The sequence below is a fragment of the Flavonifractor sp. An92 genome, assembly GCF_002159175.1.
In the GTDB taxonomy this organism is placed as follows: domain Bacteria; phylum Bacillota; class Clostridia; order Oscillospirales; family Oscillospiraceae; genus Pseudoflavonifractor_A.
This window is the reverse complement of record NZ_NFGZ01000040.1, coordinates 1-18,537: the sequence shown is the minus strand read 5'-3', so window position 1 is coordinate 18,537 and position 18,537 is coordinate 1. Positions and strand designations below refer to the sequence as shown.

General features: G+C 64.9%; 15 protein-coding genes and 1 pseudogene. 8 read left to right on the top strand and 8 right to left on the bottom strand.

Annotated features, from left to right (window positions below):
* Positions 1-23: 23 nt before the first annotated feature.
* The 4 genes from B5G43_RS16005 (at position 24) to B5G43_RS15990 (ending at position 7,531) form a co-directional block, all read left to right on the top strand.
* Positions 24-3,686, top strand: a complete 3,663-nt coding sequence (locus tag B5G43_RS16005; RefSeq protein ID WP_143382892.1) for a hypothetical protein — start codon at positions 24-26, stop codon at positions 3,684-3,686.
* 1 nt (position 3,687) lies between these two features.
* The gene (locus tag B5G43_RS16000) at positions 3,688-4,731 is read left to right on the top strand and encodes a hypothetical protein (protein ID WP_087263111.1); all 1,044 of its coding nucleotides are present in this window, start codon (positions 3,688-3,690) and stop codon (positions 4,729-4,731) included.
* A gap of 185 nt (positions 4,732-4,916) precedes the next feature.
* Positions 4,917-5,183: a 30S ribosomal protein S15 gene (gene rpsO / locus B5G43_RS15995; protein ID WP_087263108.1), complete on the top strand. Its 267-nt coding sequence runs from the start codon at positions 4,917-4,919 to the stop codon at positions 5,181-5,183.
* 197 nt (positions 5,184-5,380) lie between these two features.
* Positions 5,381-7,531, top strand: a complete 2,151-nt coding sequence (locus B5G43_RS15990; protein ID WP_087263106.1) for a polyribonucleotide nucleotidyltransferase — start codon at positions 5,381-5,383, stop codon at positions 7,529-7,531.
* Positions 7,532-7,975: 444 nt separating this feature from the next.
* Here B5G43_RS15990 and B5G43_RS15985 read toward each other — a convergent pair whose 3' ends face one another.
* The 6 genes from B5G43_RS15985 to B5G43_RS15960 form a co-directional block, all read right to left on the bottom strand.
* Positions 7,976-9,244 (bottom strand): hypothetical protein, encoded by a 1,269-nt coding sequence (locus B5G43_RS15985; protein WP_087380065.1) that lies wholly within the window; start codon positions 9,242-9,244, stop codon positions 7,976-7,978.
* Positions 9,228-9,725, bottom strand: a complete 498-nt coding sequence (locus B5G43_RS15980) for an RNA polymerase sigma factor (protein ID WP_242960646.1) — start codon at positions 9,723-9,725, stop codon at positions 9,228-9,230. Before B5G43_RS15980 ends, B5G43_RS15985 begins: the two co-directional genes overlap by 17 nt.
* Positions 9,726-10,008: 283 nt before the next feature.
* A complete protein-coding gene (locus B5G43_RS15975) occupies positions 10,009-10,656 on the bottom strand; it encodes a hypothetical protein (protein ID WP_087263101.1) in 648 nt (215 codons plus the stop codon).
* 4 nt (positions 10,657-10,660) lie between these two features.
* Complete coding sequence (locus B5G43_RS15970) at positions 10,661-11,296, bottom strand: hypothetical protein (RefSeq protein WP_087263100.1); 636 nt, start codon at positions 11,294-11,296, stop codon at positions 10,661-10,663.
* A gap of 14 nt (positions 11,297-11,310) precedes the next feature.
* On the bottom strand, positions 11,311-12,201 hold the full coding sequence (locus B5G43_RS15965) for an ABC transporter ATP-binding protein (RefSeq protein ID WP_087263098.1): 891 nt from the start codon (positions 12,199-12,201) through the stop codon (positions 11,311-11,313).
* Positions 12,198-12,578 (bottom strand): GntR family transcriptional regulator, encoded by a 381-nt coding sequence (locus tag B5G43_RS15960; RefSeq protein WP_087263096.1) that lies wholly within the window; start codon positions 12,576-12,578, stop codon positions 12,198-12,200. The genes B5G43_RS15965 and B5G43_RS15960 overlap by 4 nt, the downstream gene beginning before the upstream one ends.
* A gap of 173 nt (positions 12,579-12,751) precedes the next feature.
* Here B5G43_RS15960 and B5G43_RS15955 point away from each other — a divergent pair, with 173 nt between their 5' ends.
* The 3 genes from B5G43_RS15955 to B5G43_RS15945 all read left to right on the top strand — a co-directional run bounded on the left by B5G43_RS15955 (position 12,752) and on the right by B5G43_RS15945 (position 15,720).
* Positions 12,752-13,963 (top strand): NADP-dependent isocitrate dehydrogenase, encoded by a 1,212-nt coding sequence (locus B5G43_RS15955; protein ID WP_087263094.1) that lies wholly within the window; start codon positions 12,752-12,754, stop codon positions 13,961-13,963.
* Between the two features lie 18 nt (positions 13,964-13,981).
* The gene (locus tag B5G43_RS15950; RefSeq protein WP_087263092.1) at positions 13,982-14,440 is read left to right on the top strand and encodes a DIP1984 family protein; all 459 of its coding nucleotides are present in this window, start codon (positions 13,982-13,984) and stop codon (positions 14,438-14,440) included.
* A gap of 710 nt (positions 14,441-15,150) precedes the next feature.
* Positions 15,151-15,720, top strand: a complete 570-nt coding sequence (locus B5G43_RS15945) for an HD domain-containing protein (RefSeq protein WP_087263090.1) — start codon at positions 15,151-15,153, stop codon at positions 15,718-15,720.
* A gap of 59 nt (positions 15,721-15,779) precedes the next feature.
* Here B5G43_RS15945 and B5G43_RS15940 read toward each other — a convergent pair whose 3' ends face one another.
* The gene (locus B5G43_RS15940; RefSeq protein WP_087263088.1) at positions 15,780-16,280 is read right to left on the bottom strand and encodes a hypothetical protein; all 501 of its coding nucleotides are present in this window, start codon (positions 16,278-16,280) and stop codon (positions 15,780-15,782) included.
* A gap of 204 nt (positions 16,281-16,484) precedes the next feature.
* Positions 16,485-17,879: a sodium-dependent transporter gene (locus tag B5G43_RS15935; protein ID WP_242960644.1), complete on the bottom strand. Its 1,395-nt coding sequence runs from the start codon at positions 17,877-17,879 to the stop codon at positions 16,485-16,487.
* A gap of 181 nt (positions 17,880-18,060) precedes the next feature.
* On the opposite strand from B5G43_RS15935, the pseudogene B5G43_RS15930 reads away from it, so the two are divergent.
* Positions 18,061-18,537 (top strand): annotated as a pseudogene (locus tag B5G43_RS15930) (MBOAT family protein); the annotation flags it as partial.

Genomic DNA, 18,537 nt, shown 5'->3' with positions numbered 1-18,537 from the left:
CCCCTGTGGAAGAGCCCGCCCCTGTGGAAGAGCCTGTCCCCGTCGAGGAACCCGCCCCCGTGGAGGAGTCCGTTCTGGAAGCGAAGAATGGCCGCTGCCTGTTCACCCTGAGCGTCCGCCCCGAAGCGCTGTGGCGCAAGGCCCTGGAGTGGTTTGCCGAGGAGCATTTCCAGACCGGCCTGTGCCTGCTGCGGGTCCTGCGGGACCTGGACAAGAGCTATGCGCCCCGGGTGCTCCAGTTCACCTACGCGCTGGATGACCCGGCGGAGCCCTGCCACTACCTCCCCGACCGGCTGACCCAGGTGTACTCCGACGCCGGCTCCGGTCTGGAGGGCGAGCCTCTGAGCTGCCTCACCCTCAGCGCCTACCTCCGCATGGCCTTCACCGCCGAGGCGGGCCAGGCCTGGTATCAGGCCGCCGACGCCCTGCAGAGCATGGCCTCCGGCCCCCTGGCCGACACCCTGCCCCCGGTGCGCGCCGCCCTGGAGCTGCTGGTGCGCACCCTGCGGGACCGCCGCCGCGGCTTTGAGCCCCAGCTCATCCGCCAGTGTCAGATGTGGGGCGACATCAACCAGCGGACCCAGGAACTCTCCCGCAAAGCCCGGAGCATCCTGGACGGCCATTATAACCGGGTGGACGTGTACACCAACCGCATCAAGAGCCTCTTCGAGGTCCTGTTCGGCAACCAGAGCGACCTGCGGGAGTGCCTGTCCATCGTGGAGCAGAACGACGTCAACCGCCGCTCCACGGTGGAGGAGACCTGCGCCGCCCTGCTGGACGGCGACGGCCACCCCGACCAGCGGGCGGTCTACCGCCACATCGACCGGGTGTGGGACGACCAGCCCTCCAAGTACAAGCAGAAGGAGACCCTGAAGGGCCGGGCCCGCAGTATGGCCTTCAGCCGTTTCCAAAACTGTCTGGAGGTGTGCGCCCAGTGGCTGGAGTGCTCTGAGGCCACCGCCATGGGCGAGGAGAAGGCCAAGCAGATCCTGTCCGACCGGGACCGGCTGCTGGAGCTGTTCCAGGAGGCCCGGGAGCTGCTCGGCGACCGCCCCGGCGGCGACGTGCTGGGGTACAGTGCGGCCGTGGTGCTGCGCTTCACCCTGAGCGAGCTCATCGACTCCCTGGAGGGGAAGCCGGTGGACCGGCGGGAGTTCTATGTGGACTTCCTGCGCACCGGACAGGTGGAGCTGACCTCCGAGCTGCTGCCCGTGTTCGAGAACGCCGAGTCCATCATCCCCGGCTTTGAGCCCTGGAAGCGCCTGGAGGAACACCAGCGCCGCCTGGACGCCAAGGACGGCACCGACTGGAACAGCGTCCTGGAGCGCATCTGGAGCGACGACCCCGCCGCCCCCGACTGCTACAACTTCGGCACCGCCCGCTGCATCGACCAGCTCACCGCCCACCAGGGCCCCCGCCCGGAGCTGCTGGACCGGGCCGACATCAGCTCCGACGTGCGCAAGGTCACCAGCCTGGTGGACGAGGAGGAGCTGCAGTTCCGGGCCCGGCTGGAGCTGGCCGCCACTTACGGCCAGATCGAGGACCACACCCGCAAGGAGGAGCTCTCCCGGGCCGTCATCGAGGCTCTGCGCGCCCGCTATGAGGCCAGCAGCAACTGGGGCTTCTACCGCCGCACCATGGAGGCCTGTCTGGCCGCGGTGCAGCGGGAGGCCGAGCGCCTGGAGCCCCGCTACCGCTATGAGTTCGACCAGCTCAAGGAGACCTTCCCCGCCTGCCCCATGTTTGACAAGATCGAGCAGCTCCTCCAGGACAAGATGTTCAGCGTGGCCCACGACTACATGCAGCTGATGGTCAAGGAGAACATCACCGTGCCCCCGGAGAGCAACCTCCTCCAGAAGCCCCCGGAGCAGGACCACCTGCGCCGCTTCCTCCAGGAGCAGTACGCCCCGCTGAACCGCCTGTGCACCGGCGACGGCAGCCAGGGCCGCACCCTGGAGCACATTTACAACCAGTTCGCCGGCGACGCCGGGCAGGACAAGAACAGCACCAAGCGCTCCGCCCGGCTGATGATCCGCGCCTGGCCCAAGAGCAACAACAGCACCCCCGAGATGGTGCAGGAGCTGCTGCGGCACCTGTCCTTCTCCGTCCGCCGGGTGACCCGCGGCAGCGACGCCAACACCTTCAAGGCTGAAATGGAGCCGGTGGCCGCCCGCGTCTTTACCTACCCCCACCCCATCGCCGCCTTCGGCACCCAGCTCGCCCGCACCGGTCTCAACGTGCGCATCCTCTCCGGCCGCAAGACCGCCGACGAGCTGGTGGATCTCATCAACCGCCTGGGCCGCACCGACACCCCCACCCTCTTCCTGCTGGACTACGCCCTCCCCCTGCCCGAGCGCTGCGCCATGGCCCTCAAGCTCAAGCGGGAGAGCGCCCACCTGTCCACCTGCCTGGTGCTGGACCGCATCCTGGCCCTCTTCCTCACCGGCTACCCCGACTCCGAGCGCGGCAAGGTGCTGCTCCAGTGCGCGCTGCCCTTCCACTTCTACAACCCCTATGTGAAGGGCGACACCCCCATCCCCCCCGAGATGTTCATGGGCCGCAAGACCCAGCTGGAGGAGATCCTCCGCAACGGCGGCGCCAACATCATCTACGGCGGCCGTCAGCTGGGTAAGACCGCCCTGCTCCGCCGGGCCGCCAGCCTGGAGGACGACCGGGAGAACGGCAAGTGGGCGGTGTACACCGACGTGCTCTACCGCTGCGACTACCCCGAGGCCCTGGACAAGCTCTACGCCTGCCTCACCGCCTGCGGCTTCCTCAAGCCCACCGCCTCCGGCCCCGCCAGCTGGGACGATCTGTACACCCTCATCCTCCAGCGCATGGACGACCCCGCCCGGCCGGTGAATCGCTTCCTGCTGCTGATGGATGAGGCCGACCAGTTCCTGGCCTCCTCCGCCGCGTGCAGCTACCGCCCGGTGGAGCTGCTCCACCAGCTCCAGACCGCCACCGACGGCCGCTTCAAGTTCGTCCTGGCCGGTCTCCACAACGTCATGCGCTTCTCCCGGGAGGCCACCCGCAACAACAGCGTCCTGGGCAAGCTGGGCAGCCTCACCATCAAACCCCTCACCTATCAGGAGGCCAGCCAGCTGCTGGAGGAGCCTCTCTACTACCTGGGCTTCCGGCTGGACAAGGACCAGACGGTGCTCCTGTCCCAGATTTTGCTGAGCACCAACTACTACCCCGGCCTCATCCACTTCTACTGCGCCCAGCTGGTGGAGTCCCTGTGCAGCGCCATGAGCAACGCCGACGCCCGCCCGCCCTACCGCCTGGACGAGAACCAGATCCGCGTGCTCCTCCAGAAGGAGGACTTCACCACCCAGATCCGGGACAAGTTCTTCATCACCCTGGACGTGGAGGAGGACAAGCTCTACTACCGCATCCTGGCCTACGCCCTGGCCTACTGCTACTATGACCAGCCCGAGAACGCCGTGCAGGGCTACACCTTCCAGGAGATCCTGGGGGCGTGCCAGTACTTCAACATCAACTCCATCACCTGCCTGCCCGACGAGAGCGTGAAGGTCCTCCTGTCCGAGATGGAGCAGCTCAACGTGCTGGTGTCCATGAACGGCCGCTACACCTTCAACGGCGCCAACTTCCGCCACATGATGGGCGACCACGAGACGGTGTTCAACGAGCTGCTCAGCTTCAGCGGAGAGGAGGCCGAGTAAGATGTTCCTCCCCTCCTTTGACCGGCTCTGGTGGGAGCGGGTCCACGGCCCCGCCGCCCTGCGGGAGCAGCTGGTCCAGGCCATTCAGAGCCGGGGCGTGATCTTCTTCCACCACAGCGCCACCCTGCCCTGGCCGGAGACCTTCCGCTCCCTGGTGCTGGAGGAGGCCGAGAGCCGCGCCGGCACCCTGCGGGTGCACCCGCCGGAGGATTTCTGGGGCCAGCCCCTGAGCGAGGATGAGTTCCTTGCCCGCTTCGCCCCCCAGTGTACCCGGGGCTTCCTGTCCACCGCCACCCTGCCCGCCTTTCTGGACAAGCGGGGGGCGCTGGACGGGCAGATCCTCTGGCTCTGCGGCCTGACCGAGGAGGACCAGGCCGCCTGGGCTGCCCGGCTGGGCGAGTTCGCCGCGCTCCCGGCCGCCGGGCGGTGCGCGGTGGTGCTGGAGCTGGACGGGAAGCGCATCCAGCGCAAAAAGGTGCGGACCATCTCGGCCGACGACGTGCTGCGCCCCTTCGACGCCACCCAGTTCTGCACCATGGCGGTGAGCGAGGGCGGCGCGGAGCCCGGCCTCATGGACTACCTGGCCGCCCTGTGCGTGGAGCTCACCGGCCCCGCCCCGGAGCGGCTGCCCCTCCTCCTCTCCGCCCACAAGGGGCTGCTGGAGGACCCGGTGCCCACGGTGAGCGACCTTCTGGGCCTGGCCCAGCGGGAGGCGGTCCACCACGTCCGCCGCGCCCAGCTGCGGCTCCTCCTCCCCCTGCTGGAGGACCTGCGCATCTCCCTGCTGGAGGACCTCTCGGACGTCTGCGCGCCGCTCCTCCCCTATCAGGATGAGTTCGGCAACCAGTACACCTCCGTGTACGACCTGGAGCTGCGCCACCTGGTCCACTTCCGCAACTGCGGACAGATCCAGGTCCCCCCGGAGGTCTGGACCGAAGTGCGCCTCTGCTACGACGCCCGCAACAGCCTCATGCACCAGCGCAATCCCCTGGAGCTCTCTCTCCTCCGTCAGGTGCTCGACGCCGCCGCGCGGCGCTGCCCCTGAGGCCAAAAGAGTGGAAAATAGTTGATATTTTTCTTTACACCGGGGTATGATTGTGATATAGTAAAACGGCACGTTGAGTGCGCAGACCCTAAACTTAGTCGGGGGAGACAGGCCCGCTCGCAGGCGGGATTTCACCCGCCCCCCTCTCAGTTTCCGGGCAAACAACAGAAAGGTGGAATTTTCCCATGATCCGTAAGGACGAGAAGACGGCCGTCATCGAGGCCAACCGCACCCACGAGACCGATACTGGCTCCCCCGAGGTCCAGATCGCCATCCTGACTGCCCGCATTCAGGAGCTGACCGAGCATCTGAAGGTGCACATCCACGACAACCACAGCCGTCGTGGCCTGCTGAAGATGGTCGGTAAGCGCCGCAAGATGCTGGACTATCTGGCTGCCAAGGACATCGAGCGTTACCGCGCCATTATCGCGAAGCTGGGTATCCGTAAGTAATTGCGCTATGGGGGTGGTGTGGGTTTCCGCACCACCCTTTCTGCCAGTATTCCCCCCAAACATCAAACTTTGCGCCGCGCAGACCCGAACTGCTTTTTTAGCAGTTGAATGTGGGCCCGGAGCGTACCCCCCGGACCCGGATTCAAGTGCTAAAGGGCTGACGGGCTCTGCCGTGCGCCAGAAAAGGAGGACAAATCATGTCTACTGTCATCAAGCACAGAGCCTTCCCCGGCTTCAAGAGCTACTCCATGGACCTGGCCGGCCGCCCCCTGACCATCGAGATCGGCAAGGTGGCGGAGCTGGCCAACGCCGCCTGCATGGTCAAGTACGGCGAGACCACCGTCATGGTGGCCGTCACCGTGTCCCCCCGTCCCCGCGACGGCGTGGACTTCTTCCCCCTGAGCGTGGACTTTGAGGAGAAGCTCTACGCCGTGGGCCGCATCCCCGGCTCCTTCATGCGCCGTGAGGGCCGCCCCTCCCTGCCCGCCGTGCTGGCCTCCCGCCTGATCGACCGGCCCATCCGGCCCCTGTTCCCCAGCGACTTCCGCAACGACGTGTGCGTCACCTGCACCGTCATGAGCGTGGACTATGACTGCTCCCCCGAGGTGGCCGCCATGATCGGCACCTCCGTGTGCCTCTCCTACTCCGAGATCCCCTGGGCCGGCCCCATCGGCTGCCTGGAGGTGGGCTACTGCGACGGCGAGATCGTCCTCAACCCCAATCAGGAGCAGCGCAAGACTTCCCTCATGGACGTGACCGTGGCCGCCACTGACGGCAAGGTGGTCATGATCGAGGCCGGCGCCAAGGAGATCCCCGACGAGATCATGTACGAGGGCATCGTGAAGGCCCACGAGGAGATCCGCAAGCAGGTCGCCTTCATCAACAACATCGTGGCCGAGATCGGCAAGCCCAAGATGGAGTATGAGCACGCCGACTTCGACCAGGAGCTCTTCGACAAGATCGTCGCCGCCACCATGGACGAGGCCAAGGCCGCCATGGACACCGACGACAAGAACGTCCGCGAGGAGCGCTGGAACGCCCTGATCGACCACTGGCACGAGCTCTTCCTGGAAGAGTACCCCGAGATGGACAAGTACCTGGACGAGATCACCTACAAGTTCCAGAAGAAGATCGTCAAGGCCTGGCTCCTGGAGGGCCACCGCGTGGACGGCCGCGCCAAGAACGAGATCCGTCCTCTGGCCGCCGAGGTGGGCGTGCTGCCCCGCGTCCACGGCTCCGGCCTCTTCACCCGCGGCCAGACCCAGGTCCTCTCCGTCTGTACCCTGAACACCCTCTCCGCCGCCCAGAAGCTGGACACCATCTGGGAGGAGACCGAGAAGCGGTACATGCACCACTACAACTTCCCCTCCTACTCTGTGGGCGAGGCCCGCGGCGCCCGGTCCACCAACCGCCGCGAGTACGGCCACGGCGCCCTGGCGGAGCGGGCTCTGGAGCCCGTCATCCCCAGCGTGGAGGAGTTTCCCTACGCCATCCGCGTGGTCTCTGAGGTCCTGAGCTCCAACGGCTCCACCTCTCAGGGCTCCATCTGCGGCTCCACCCTGGCCCTCATGGATGCCGGCGTGCCCATCAAGGCCCCCGTGGCCGGCATCTCCTGCGGCCTCATCCAGGACGACAACGGCGGCTTCACCACCTTCATCGACATCCAGGGCGTGGAGGACTTCCACGGCGAGATGGACTTCAAGGTGGCCGGCACCAAGAAGGGCATCACCGCCATCCAGATGGACCTGAAGAACGACGGCCTGTCCCACGAGATCATCAAGGAAGCCCTGGAGATCACCAAGGACGCCCGCTTCGCCATCCTGGACGAGATCATGCTGCCCTGCATCGCTGAGCCCCGTCCCGAGGTGGCTCCCACCGCCCCCAAGATGGTGAAGATGAAGATCGACGTGGACAAGATCCGCGAAGTGATTGGCTCCGGCGGCAAGGTCATCCAGAAGATCTGTGCCGACACCGGCGCCAAGATCGACATCGAGGACGACGGCACCATCTACATTGCCGGCGAGAACGCCGAGAGCTGCGACGCCGCCAAGAAGATCATCGAGACCATCGTCTTTGTGCCCCAGGTGGGTCAGCTGTACTACGGCAAGGTGGTCCGCATTCTGCAGTTCGGCGCCTTCGTGGAGCTGGCTCCCGGCAAGGATGGCATGGTCCACATCTCCAAGCTGGCTGACCGCCGCGTGGAGAAGGTGGAGGACGTGGTCAACATCGGCGACATGATCTGGGTCAAGGTCACCGACATCGACGAGAAGGGCCGCGTGAACCTGTCCTACAAGGACGCTCTGAAGGAGATCAAGGCCAAGAAGGCCGCCGGCGAGAGCGTGAAGTAAGCCCTTTCCTCAGAATAAAATTGCCCCCGCTTCGGAAACCGTTCCGGAGCGGGGGTTTTTTGTTTCCCGGGAAGCCGGGAGGATTTGCGCTCGCCGCGCGGGCCGCTTACCCAGCGGGGGCCCGATTTCTTTTCGCGAAAAGAAACCGGGGAAAGAAAAGGCGGAGAGGGGAACTTCTCGTTCCCCTCTCCACTCCCCTCCAAAAGGGCGGCCTTTTATGGGGCCGCCCATATTGCCAGGGTACAACGCTTTCCGGATAGGCGGAAAGCCTGGAATTGGCCACGCCGCACTTTGGAAATACCGCTGCAGCCGGATGAAGGCCGGGATGCGTCTTGGGGGAGTCCAGAGGGGGGTATCCCCCCTCTGGGCTTTCTTTCCCACCGCTTTCTTTGCAAAGAAAGCGGTGCTCCCGCCGAGTAGGCGCGCTCCCCGGCCTGGCCGGGTTCAGTTCAGCTCCACCCGCACATCACCCAGCATCAGATAGTCCAGGTCCTCCAGGTTTTCCACCGGCTCCTCCATCGACCAGCGGGTGTAGGCCGTCCGTCCATTCTCCGTAAGCGTGGAACCCAGTTCGACCTCCAGGGGGATGGCCGTGCCGTCCATTCGGATCAGCTGCACATTGGTGAACCACCCGGGCTCCCCGTTCAGGCGCTCATAGGTGACCACCACGCCCAGCTGGGAGACCTCCACCTGTCCGATCCGGAAGTTGCCCACGATCTGATCCAATTCCACCGTCCGGGTCTCGGACTGCTCCAGCGTCACCGGCAGCTCCCAGGTCCCCTCGATTACAGCCTCAGGACCAACATAGCCGCCGTCCACATAGAAGCCCTGGATGTCATCCCAGGCCTCCTTGGTCACCCGGGGATAGGCCAGGTCCACGCCGTTCTCCAGCTCGGTACGGATGCAGTCCTGCTCATAGTAGGTCTGATCCGGGTAAGCGGCGCTCAGGGGGATGACAAAGAGCCATTTGCCCGGCCGGTAGCCCTCCCCATAGTCCACACGGATGTGGAAAAGTCCGTCGGCATCGAAGCCCATGGCCGAGAGGAACAGGCCCTCGGCGATCTCCTCCGGGGCTTCGCCGGGCAGGAGCACCGTGGTCCCGTTTGCCTTGGTGGCAGAGGCCGTCTGGGGCTCCTCCGGGCGGGGCAGTTGTTCCACACGCACCGTCCGGCTGGCCGAATCGAACCCATACACCTCCAGAGTCAGAGGCATGGAGCTGTCCACACCGGTCAGATTGGCCTCTACCAGGATCTCCTGTGCCTCCTCGTTCCGGGCGAGGATCTCCTTTCCCAGCGCTGCACCGCGCCCCACCCAGTCGCCCGCCAACTGGACGCCCACCTGGGTATGCTCGTTGAAGCGCCCGCCCACCTGGTCGGTGGCGGTAAAGTAGACCCGGGCTTCATAGCCGTCGCTGATGCTGCCCACCAGGCGCACCTCCACGCCCTGATCGGCCACCACGCCCTCGGCCGGAACGGCCAGAGGGGCCAAAACTCCCAATTGGTTCTGGAGGACCTGCCACACCGTGGGGCCCGCCGCTACGGCAGACAGGGCCAACGCCGCGCACACCGCAACCGCCAGCACTGCCTTCCGCCCGAAGCGGAAAGGGTGGGTCCCCCGGGCGGGTACCTCCGTCCGCATGGCCTCCTCCAGGCGCGTCATGGCCTCCGGGCTGGGAGAAAGCCGGTCCATTTCTCGTTTATAATCGCTGCGCATCCTGCTCCTCCTCCATCAAATACCGCCGCATCTGCGTCCGGGCCCGGTAGAGCCTCGACTTGATGGTCCCCGGGCGCTTGCCTAAAATCTCCGCGATCTCCTCCACGCTCAGCTCCTCGTAGTAGTAGAGATGTACCGCCGCGCGGTACTTGGGCGGCAGTGCCAGCACCGCCTCCACCACGCCGCCCCGCTCCGGCTCCGCCGGGGCGGACAGGCCCTCGGTCAGCGGCTCCTCCCGCTTCCGCCAGGGGGCGCGGAACAGGTCGTTGGCGCAGTTGGCCGCCACCCGCAGGAGCCAGGCTTTGGCGTGCTCCTCCCCGGAGAACGTGGGCCGGGCCCGCAGCAGGCGGAGAAAGACCTCCTGCATGACGTCCTCCGCGTCGGTCCGGGAACCGGTGCGGGCGTAGGCCAGGCGAAAGACCGCCGGACCATAGCGCCGGGCCAGCTCCTCAGGGTCGCTCCATTGTCTCTCCACGGCCATTCCCTCCTTTCTGCCCTTAACACGGGTGGGACAGTCGGTTGGTTCCCGATGCGTGCAAAATTTTTTGCGCGCTCGCCGCGCGGGCCGCCTGCTCGGCGGGAGCACCCTGGCAAATACGGGCGGCCCTTAAAAGGCCGCCCTTTTGGAGGGGAGTGGAGAGGGGAACGAGAAGTTCCCCTCTCCGCCTTTTCTTTCCCCGATTTCTTTTCCGCGAAAAGAAATCGGGCCCTGTCCGGGTAGGACGCCCGTGCGGCGAGCGCACTCCCGGCAGGGCCGGTTCCAATCAGTTCTTGACATCCCAGCGCAGCAGGCTCCACACGGCCAGCCCCAGCAGGAGGACCAGCACAAAGAGCCAGTAGGGCCAGGCCCCCACCATGGCCTCCCAGGCGATCTGCTCCCGGAAGAGGATGGCCGCCATATAGATGCCCCACAGGGCCCAGCCGCCCTTGCGGCCGAAGCGGAGGATCACCGCGCCGCCCAAAAAGCCCCCCACGATGCCCAGCGCCGCCGCCGCGATGAGGTAGGACACCCCCAGCTCATAGAGGGGGTCGCCCAAAACCTCCAGCCCGGGAAAAAGCACCGGCATGGCCGTGTAGACATACCAGCGGTCCAGAAGGGTCAGCCCGGCGGAGAACCCCGCCAGCACTACCCAGGCCGCAGCCAGATAAAACACCACGGCCCCCAGCGCCCGGCGGCGGGGTGTGCTGAAGGACACGGCCAGGGGGAAGGTAAAGAGCACGGCGGACAATCCGCCGCCCAGCCCCAGCAGGATGCAGGCCAGCAGCAGAAAGATAGGGAGAAACACAAAGGTGCTCTCCACCCCCAGCAGCCCGACCGCGGTGTTGATGAGCCCGCACAGCAGGAAAATGCCCAGGGGGATGAGGAAATAGAGCCGGAAGTCGAACCGGTCACAGCGCAGGATACTGGTCATAGCATCACCTCACAACGGCCTGGCGGGTCTGCTGCACCTCCACGACGAGGCACAGCACCCCCAGAATCACAGAAACACTCAGCAGGATGGCGGGCAGGTCCCCCCACAGCCAGACCTGCTTGACGACTTGGACCAGGACGGCCAGGCACATCAGGGCCACAAAGGCCACGCCGTAGCAGACTACGCCCAGGACCGCGTGCTCCCGCCGCAGCAGGCCCGCCGCGGAGGAGCACTCTCCCACCGCCAGCGTCACCAGCGGCAGGAGGGGCAGGGCAGCTGCCGGCATGAAGGGCTCCACCCCCTGCCACCCCAGCCACTGGGGCAGGAAGAGAAAGAGCGCGGTGAGGACCCAGTTCACCAGGACACTCAGCACCATCAGCACCTGATTGGCCCCGAAATAGGCCCGCCGGGTGCAGCCCATGGAGAGGGCCATGCTCAGATAGGCGGTACCGCTGCTGAACTGAAAAATGGACAGGAACAGGGCGGGAACCAGGGGGAAAAGGTAGTAATAGGTGGTCAGGATTCCATCGCTTCGGGTGCCGCCGGTGGCGGCATAGGCCATCATCACCCCGCCGTAGATCAGAAAGGACACCACCACCGGCCAGTGGCTCCGGATGAGAAAGCGCAGGGCATTTTTCATGGACGCTCCCCCCCTCACGCCTGGGGGTGTTCCTGGCCACAGAGGGCCACGAACACGTTCTGGAGGTTCAGCGGAGCCACGTCCACGTCGTAGGAAGAGAGCTCTGCCAGGGCTTTCTCCCCGCCCCGCACCGCCGCGGTCCGGCGGCGTCCCATGTCCTGGGTGCTGAGGACGGTGAGCCCGGTGCAGGCCCGGTCCACCTCTTCGGCAAGGCCGGAGACATAGCGGAACTGGTCCACCAGCTCGTCCACCGGGGCGTGCTCGATGATCTGCCCCCGGTCCAGGAAGAGGACCTCCTCAAAGACGGCGGCGGCCTCCTCGATGATGTGGGTGGACACCACAAAGGTCCGCTCGCTGCGGCTGAATTCCTCCAGCAGGAGCTGGTAGAAGCGCTCCCGCATCACCACGTCCAGGCCGGACACCGGCTCATCCAGGATGGTGACGGGGGCCTTGCTGGCCAGAGCGATGAGGATGGTCACCATGGACCGCTGGCCCCGGGAGAGGGCGTAGATCTTCTTCTTGGGGTCCAGGTTGAACTCTTTCAGAAGCGCCTCGGCGTACTTCTGGTCCCAGTTGGGGAAAAAGACCATGGCCGCGTTGAGATAGTGGCCGATCTTCTGGCTGTTGCGGCTGCCCATGACGGTCTCGGGCAGCTCCCGGGAGAAGCAGATGCGCTCCAGCGCGCGGCGGTTCTCCCACACCTTTTCCCCGCCGCAGGTCACCTCGCCGGACTGGAAGGTGTTTTGTCCGGTGAGGCAGCCCAGCAGGGTGGTCTTGCCCGCGCCGTTGCGGCCGATGAGGCCGTAGATCTTCCCCGGCTCCAGGACCACGTCCAGGTCCCGCAGCACGTGGTTCGTGCCATAGGATTTGTTGAGCCCGGCGGCTCTCAGGGTACACTCGTTCATGGCTGTTCTCCTTCCTCCAGAGCTTTTTGTACCAGCTCCAGCAGCTCCGCCCCGCTCAGGCCCAGGGAGGTCCCCTCCCGGACCATGGGGGCCACATACCGCGCGGCAAAGGCCGCCCGCCGTTTCTCCTTCACTTTCTCCGCCGCCCCCGGCGCCACGAACATGCCCAGACCCCGGCGCTTGTAGAGGATGCCCTCCCCCACCAGGAGATTGAGGCCCTTTCCCGCCGTGGCCGGGTTGATGTTGTATGCCCGGGAGAGCTCGTTGGTGGAGGGCACCTGCTCCTCCTCCCGGTAGACGCCCCGGAGGATATCGTCCTCCAGCATGGCGGCGATCTGCTGATAGATCAGGGACTGCTCATTCAAGGTCCCCCGCATGACTCCGCCCCCTTGTTCATTGGTTCATTACTTGTGTAATTAACCATAGCACCGAAACCCCAGTTTGTCAAGAGGGACAGCTCAGGATTGCTTTTCCTGGGAAAAATCGTTATACTAGAAATCGCCAACTTGAAAAAACTTGCCTCTGGCAAGGACGGAGGTGCAACTCAACTATGGACAAGATTCAAATGAAGACCCCCCTGGTGGAAATGGACGGCGACGAGATGACCCGTATCCTGTGGCAGGATATCAAGGACATCCTCCTCACCCCCTATATCGACCTCAAGACCGAATACTACGACCTGGGCCTTCCCGAGCGCGACAAGACCGGCGATCAGGTCACCGTGGACGCCGCCGAGGCCACCAAGAAGTACGGCGTGGCGGTGAAGTGCGCCACCATCACCCCCAACGCCCAGCGTATGGACGAGTATAAACTCCACCAGATGTGGAAGTCCCCCAACGGCACCATCCGCGCCATTCTGGACGGCACCGTGTTCCGCGCTCCCATCATGGTGAAGGGCATCTCCCCGGTGGTGAAGAACTGGAAGAAGCCCATCACCATCGCCCGTCACGCCTACGGCGATGTGTACAAGTCCACCGAGTACCGGGTCCCCGGCCCCGGCCGCGCCGAGCTGGTGTTCCACGGCGAGGACGGCACCGAGCTGTGCCAGACCATCTACGACTTCGAGTGCGCGGGCGTGCTCCAGGGCCAGTACAACAAGGACACCTCCATCCGCTCCTTCGCCCGCTCCTGCTTCCAGTACGCCATCGACACCAAGCAGGACCTGTGGTTCGCCACCAAGGACACCATCTCCAAGAAGTACGACCACACCTTCAAGGACATTTTCCAGGAGATCTTTGACGCCGAGTACAAGAGCCAGTTCGACGAGCTGGGCATTGAGTACTTCTACACCCTCATCGACGACGCGGTGGCCCGGGTCATCCGCAGCGAGGGCGGCTATATCTGGGCCTGCAAGAACTACGACGGTGACGTGATGAGCGACATGGTCTCCACCGCCTTCGGCTCCCTGGCCATGATGACCTCCGTGCTGGTGTCCCCCGAGGGCAATTACGAGTATGAGGCCGCCCACGGCACCGTCACCCGCCACTACTACAAGTACCTGAAGGGCGAGAGCACCTCCACCAACCCCATGGCCACCATCTTCGCCTGGTCCGGGGCCCTGCGCAAGCGGGGCGAGCTGGACGGCATCCAGGACCTGGTCCGCTTTGCCGACGCCCTGGAGGAGGCCAGCATCGCCACCATCGAGGGCGGCACCATGACCCGTGACCTGGCCGGCCTGTGGGAGGGCGAGACCCCCGCCAAGGCCGTGGACAGCAAGGCCTTCCTGGAGGCCATCCGGGAGGAGCTGGACCGCCGTCTGTAAGCCCCAAAGGAGGACTTTATGAAACTGGCCGAAGCTCTGCTGCTGCGCAGCGAGTACCAGACCCAGCTGGAGAGCCTGGAGGAGCGCATCTCCTCCAACCTGAAGATCCAGGAGGGGGACACCCCCACCGAGGACCCCAAGGAACTGCTCCAGCGGGCAGAGGCGCTCTCCGGGGAGCTGTGTACCCTGGTGCAGCGCATCAACCGCACCAACCACGCCCTGACACTGGAGGGCGGCGAGACCCTCTCCGACGCCCTGGCCCGGCGGGACATGCTCCGCACCCGGCGTCAGATGCTCTCCCGCCTCATCCAGACCGCCAACCAGCGGGATTACCGCCTGACCCACAGCGAGGTGCGCATGGTCCTCACCCTGGACCTGGGCGCCCTCCAGCGGGAGATGGACCGGCTCTCCAAGGAGTTCCGGGAGCTGGACACCCGCATCCAGGGTCTGAACTGGACCTGCGATCTGCTGGATTGACATGCTGTGACGGTAGCCCCGGCGCGCGGGAGCGGGCGTGATCGTTTGTTGGGGGGCGGCGGGCAGCCCGGCGGTTCGAGTCCGCAGGTCACTTCGTAAGCCCGAGTTCCTCACTTTTGACCACTTCGTTCTTTGGAACATCACCACTTACTACCACACGCCGGCCCAGACCCGGGGCGAGGGCGGGAACGGGGATCATTCACTTTTTATCACAGCCAGGGGCGGTCTCTTCGGAGGCCGTCCCTTTTATCGTCTCCCGGCCCAAGGCTGGGGGGATTTTGCGCTCGCCGCGCGGGCGTCCTGCGCGGACAGCGCCCCATTTCTTTTCGCGAAAAGAAATGGGGGAAAGAAAAGGCGGAGAGGGGAACTTCTCGTTCCCCTCTCCACTCCCCTCCAAAAGGGCGGCCTTTTCGGGGGCCGCCCCAATTGCCGTGGTACAACGCTTTCCGGATAGGCGGAAAGCCCGGAATTGGCCACGCCGCACTTTGGAAATACCGCCGCAGAAGAATGAAAGCCGGGGAGCGTTTTGGGGGAGTCCAGAGGGGGGTATCTCCCCTCTGGGCTTTCTTTCCCACCGCTTTCTTTGCAAAGAAAGCGGTGCCCTGTCCGGGCAGGACGCCCGCCCGGCGAGGGCAATTACCCCCTCCTGGGGTTGCCCCGGATTCCCGAATGTGATACACTGTCCCCGAACACAAAAGGAGGAGATCGCCATGGAACCCCGCGTTTTTTTGGATTTTCTGCACCGTCTGGAGGCCCTCAAGTGCAACACCCGCCACTCCTGGACCTCCACCGGCCGCCACGAGACGGTGGCCGCCCACTCCTGGCGTCTGGCCATGATGGCCCTGCTGCTGAAGGACGAGCTGCCCGAGGTGGACATGGACAAGGTGCTGCGGATGTGCCTCATCCACGACTGGGGTGAGGCCGTCACCGGCGACATCCCCTCCTTTGAGAAGAGTGAGGCCGACGAAGCCGAGGAATCCACCGCCCTGGCCGGTCTGGTGGCCCAGCTGCCCCAGCCCCAGCGGGGAGAGATGACTGCCCTCTTTGCGGAGATGGACGCCCTGAACACCCCGGAGGCCCGGGTGTACAAGGCGCTCGACAAGCTGGAGGCGGTCATTCAGCACAACGAGGCCCCCCTGGACACCTGGATCCCCCTGGAGCGGGAGCTCAACCGCACCTACGCCGTCCCGGAGTGCGCCCCCTTCCCCTACCTGGCCGCCCTGCGGCAGGCCGTGCTGGAGGACACCGACCAGAAGCTCTCCGCCTCCAACGAGATTTAAAGCACAAAGGCGCCGCTCGAGTCAGAGCGGCGCCTTTGCAGAACAAGAAGGACCGGCGGTTAAAACCCGGCGGAATAATGCGTCTCACAGGGGGTCTCCTCCCCCGCCCCGGCCAGCGGCACGGGCACGGGCACAGCGCCCGTCAGATAGGCCCGCCACACCGGGCGGAACACGGTGCAGCCCCCTTCCTCCCGGCGCTCCAGCGCCTCCAGAGGCAGGGTCACGGTGCGGAAGGTGCGCTTGCACTGCCCGTCCCGCAGGTAGCCCAGCCGGGCCTCCACGGCGGCGAGCTCCTCCGGCTCCACCGGCAGGGTGAAGGCGTAGCGGTCCCGGAACCGGTCCAGCGCCGGTCCGGCCAGCACGGTGTTGCCGTTGCGCAGGTTGAAGCGGAAATAGTCCACCCCCACCGACCAGACCTCTCCCCGGCTCAGACCCACGGTTTCTAAGCAGAAGGTGTGGAGGTCCTCCGCCGGGGTAAAGCGGTATTCCCGGCGCTTTTCCTCCCCGGAAGAACGCCCGGCGGGGCTGCGGCGGAGCTTTCTTTGGGTACGGTGTGCCATGGCGGACCTCCTTCCGGGAAATACGGTGACAGATTTCCCTTGTTGTCCTCTATGGTACACCTTAGCGGTTACTTTTTTGGTTACATTTTGCCGGCCGGTTGTGAATTTTCAGAAAAATTAAAAATGTAACCGTTTTTGTTACTTTTCAGAGAAGAAGAAAAAACCAGCGCGCCGCAGCCGCGGCGCGCTGGTTTCGTTTTGGAATCAGCCCTTGGGGCCGAATTTGTCCCAATAGCCCATGAAGAAGATGATGAGCACGATGATGGGCAGCACGTAGGTGAAGTACACCCGGAACAGGGCGGGGAAGCGGATGCCCTGGCCCTGGTCGGCCTCCTTGAGGAAGTTCTGATAGCCCCAGCCGAACTTGGGAGACACGCAGCAGAACAGCAGGTAAATCACCGAGCCCAGGGGCAGCAGGTTGTTGCTGACCAGGAAGTCCTCGAAGTCCATGATGCACATACCCAGCAGCTTGACCTCGCTCCACAGGTTGTTGCCCAGGAGGCACGGCAGGCTCAGCAGGAAGATGAGCACCAGATTGGCCCACACCGCCTTCTGACGAGAGATGTTCCACTTGTCCATCCAGCAGGCCAGGATGTTCTCAAACACGGCGGTGACGGTGGACAGGGCGGCGAAGAACAGGAACACGAAGAACAGCGCGCCCCACAGCCGCCCGCCGGGCATGGCGTTGAACACATTGGGCAGGGTGACAAAGATCAGATTGGCGCCGGCGTCGGGGTTGACTCCGAAGGCGAAGGCGGAGGGGAAGATGATGAGGCCGGAGACGAAGGCCACACAGGTATCCAGCACGCCCACGCTGATGGCCTCGCCGAAGAGGCGGCGGTCCTTGCCGATGTAGCTGCCGAAGATGGCCATGGCGCCGATGCCCAGGCTCAGGGTGAAGAAGGCCTGACCCATGGCGGCGTACACCGCCTCGCCCAGGCGGAACTGGCCCTCGGCGTTGTACATGAGGTTCTGGAAATTGGGCACCAGGTAGAACTTCAGGCCCTCAGCCGCGCCGGGCAGGGTGACGGCCCGGATGGCCAGCACCACCAGCAGCGCCAGCAGGCACAGCATCATGACCTTGTTGACCTTTTCCACGCCGTTCTGAAGGCCGCGGCTGCACACCAGCATGCCCAGGATCACCACGATGGCCATGAACACCACCTGGATGCCGGGGGTGGCCACCATCTGGCCGAACGCGTCGGTGACCCCCTGGGCGTCCAGGCCCTCGAACTGACCCAGCGCGATCTTGAAGAAGTAGAGCATCAGCCAGCCGGCAATGGTGGTGTAGAACATCATCAGCAGGTAGTTGCCGGCCATGCCGAACCAGCCATACCAGTGCCACTTGGTGCCCTTGGGCTCCAGCTGCTGGAAGGACACGATGACGCTCTTCCGGCTGGCACGGCCCACGGCGAACTCCATGGCCATGATGGGCAGGCCCATGATGACCAGAAACGCCAGATAGATCAGCACAAAGGCCGCGCCGCCGTACTGTCCCACGATGTAGGGGAAGCGCCAGACGTTGCCCAGGCCGATGGCGCACCCGGCCGAGATGAGCACGAAGCCCAGCCGGGACGCAAAGGTCTCTCTCTCTTTCACAGTTTGTTCCTCCTTGCAAACGGCGGGCCTGTGGGCCCGCGCATACCTTGACATTTTACTCACTTTGCCCCCATCTGTCAACCTGCCGAAGGGCCTCCAGAGGCCCCGGATTTGACTTAGAGGCAAACTTTGGGTACAATGTCGGTATCTTTGTCTGCCGTTGTGAAAGGAGGCGGGGCCCGTGGCTTTCCTGTCCGCGCCCTTTTTCTGCTTTTTCCCGGTGACGGTGCTGGGGTATGCGCTGCTCCCCCGGGGGCTCAAGGCCGGGTGGCTGCTGGTGATGAGCTGGGTGTTCTACCTGGCCGCCGGACCCCAGTACGCCCCCTTCCTTCTGTGTGCCATCCTGCTCTCCTACGGGGCGGGGCTCCTGGCCGGAAAGGGCAAGCGCTGGGCCGCCCCCGGCACCGTGATCCTATGTGTGGGGATCCTCTTCGTCTTTAAATACCTCAACTTCGCCTGTTCTCTGGCGGCGGGGGCCCTGAACGCCCTGGGGTTCTCCATCTCCTCCCCGGCGCTGGACCTGCTGCTGCCGGCGGGGCTCTCCTTCTACCTTTTCGCCGCCATGGGGTATGTGCTGGACGTGGCCCGGGGCAAGCTGCCCCCGGAGCGGAATTTCCTCCGCTATGCCCTCTTCCTCTCCTTCTTCCCCCACCTGCTC

Bases quoted from the DNA above. Each gene is read 5' to 3' on its own strand.
- B5G43_RS16000 (WP_087263111.1), top strand. From the start codon at position 3,688: ATGTTCCTCCCCTCCTTTGACCGGCTCTGGTGGGAGCGGGTCCACGGC.
- rpsO (WP_087263108.1), top strand. From the start codon at position 4,917: ATGATCCGTAAGGACGAGAAGACGGCCGTCATCGAGGCCAACCGCACC.
- B5G43_RS15990 (WP_087263106.1), top strand. From the start codon at position 5,381: ATGTCTACTGTCATCAAGCACAGAGCCTTCCCCGGCTTCAAGAGCTAC.
- B5G43_RS15985 (WP_087380065.1), bottom strand. From the start codon at position 9,244: ATGCGCAGCGATTATAAACGAGAAATGGACCGGCTTTCTCCCAGCCCG.
- B5G43_RS15980 (WP_242960646.1), bottom strand. From the start codon at position 9,725: ATGGCCGTGGAGAGACAATGGAGCGACCCTGAGGAGCTGGCCCGGCGC.
- B5G43_RS15975 (WP_087263101.1), bottom strand. From the start codon at position 10,656: ATGACCAGTATCCTGCGCTGTGACCGGTTCGACTTCCGGCTCTATTTC.
- B5G43_RS15970 (WP_087263100.1), bottom strand. From the start codon at position 11,296: ATGAAAAATGCCCTGCGCTTTCTCATCCGGAGCCACTGGCCGGTGGTG.
- B5G43_RS15965 (WP_087263098.1), bottom strand. From the start codon at position 12,201: ATGAACGAGTGTACCCTGAGAGCCGCCGGGCTCAACAAATCCTATGGC.
- B5G43_RS15960 (WP_087263096.1), bottom strand. From the start codon at position 12,578: ATGCGGGGGACCTTGAATGAGCAGTCCCTGATCTATCAGCAGATCGCC.
- B5G43_RS15955 (WP_087263094.1), top strand. From the start codon at position 12,752: ATGGACAAGATTCAAATGAAGACCCCCCTGGTGGAAATGGACGGCGAC.
- B5G43_RS15950 (WP_087263092.1), top strand. From the start codon at position 13,982: ATGAAACTGGCCGAAGCTCTGCTGCTGCGCAGCGAGTACCAGACCCAG.
- B5G43_RS15945 (WP_087263090.1), top strand. From the start codon at position 15,151: ATGGAACCCCGCGTTTTTTTGGATTTTCTGCACCGTCTGGAGGCCCTC.
- B5G43_RS15940 (WP_087263088.1), bottom strand. From the start codon at position 16,280: ATGGCACACCGTACCCAAAGAAAGCTCCGCCGCAGCCCCGCCGGGCGT.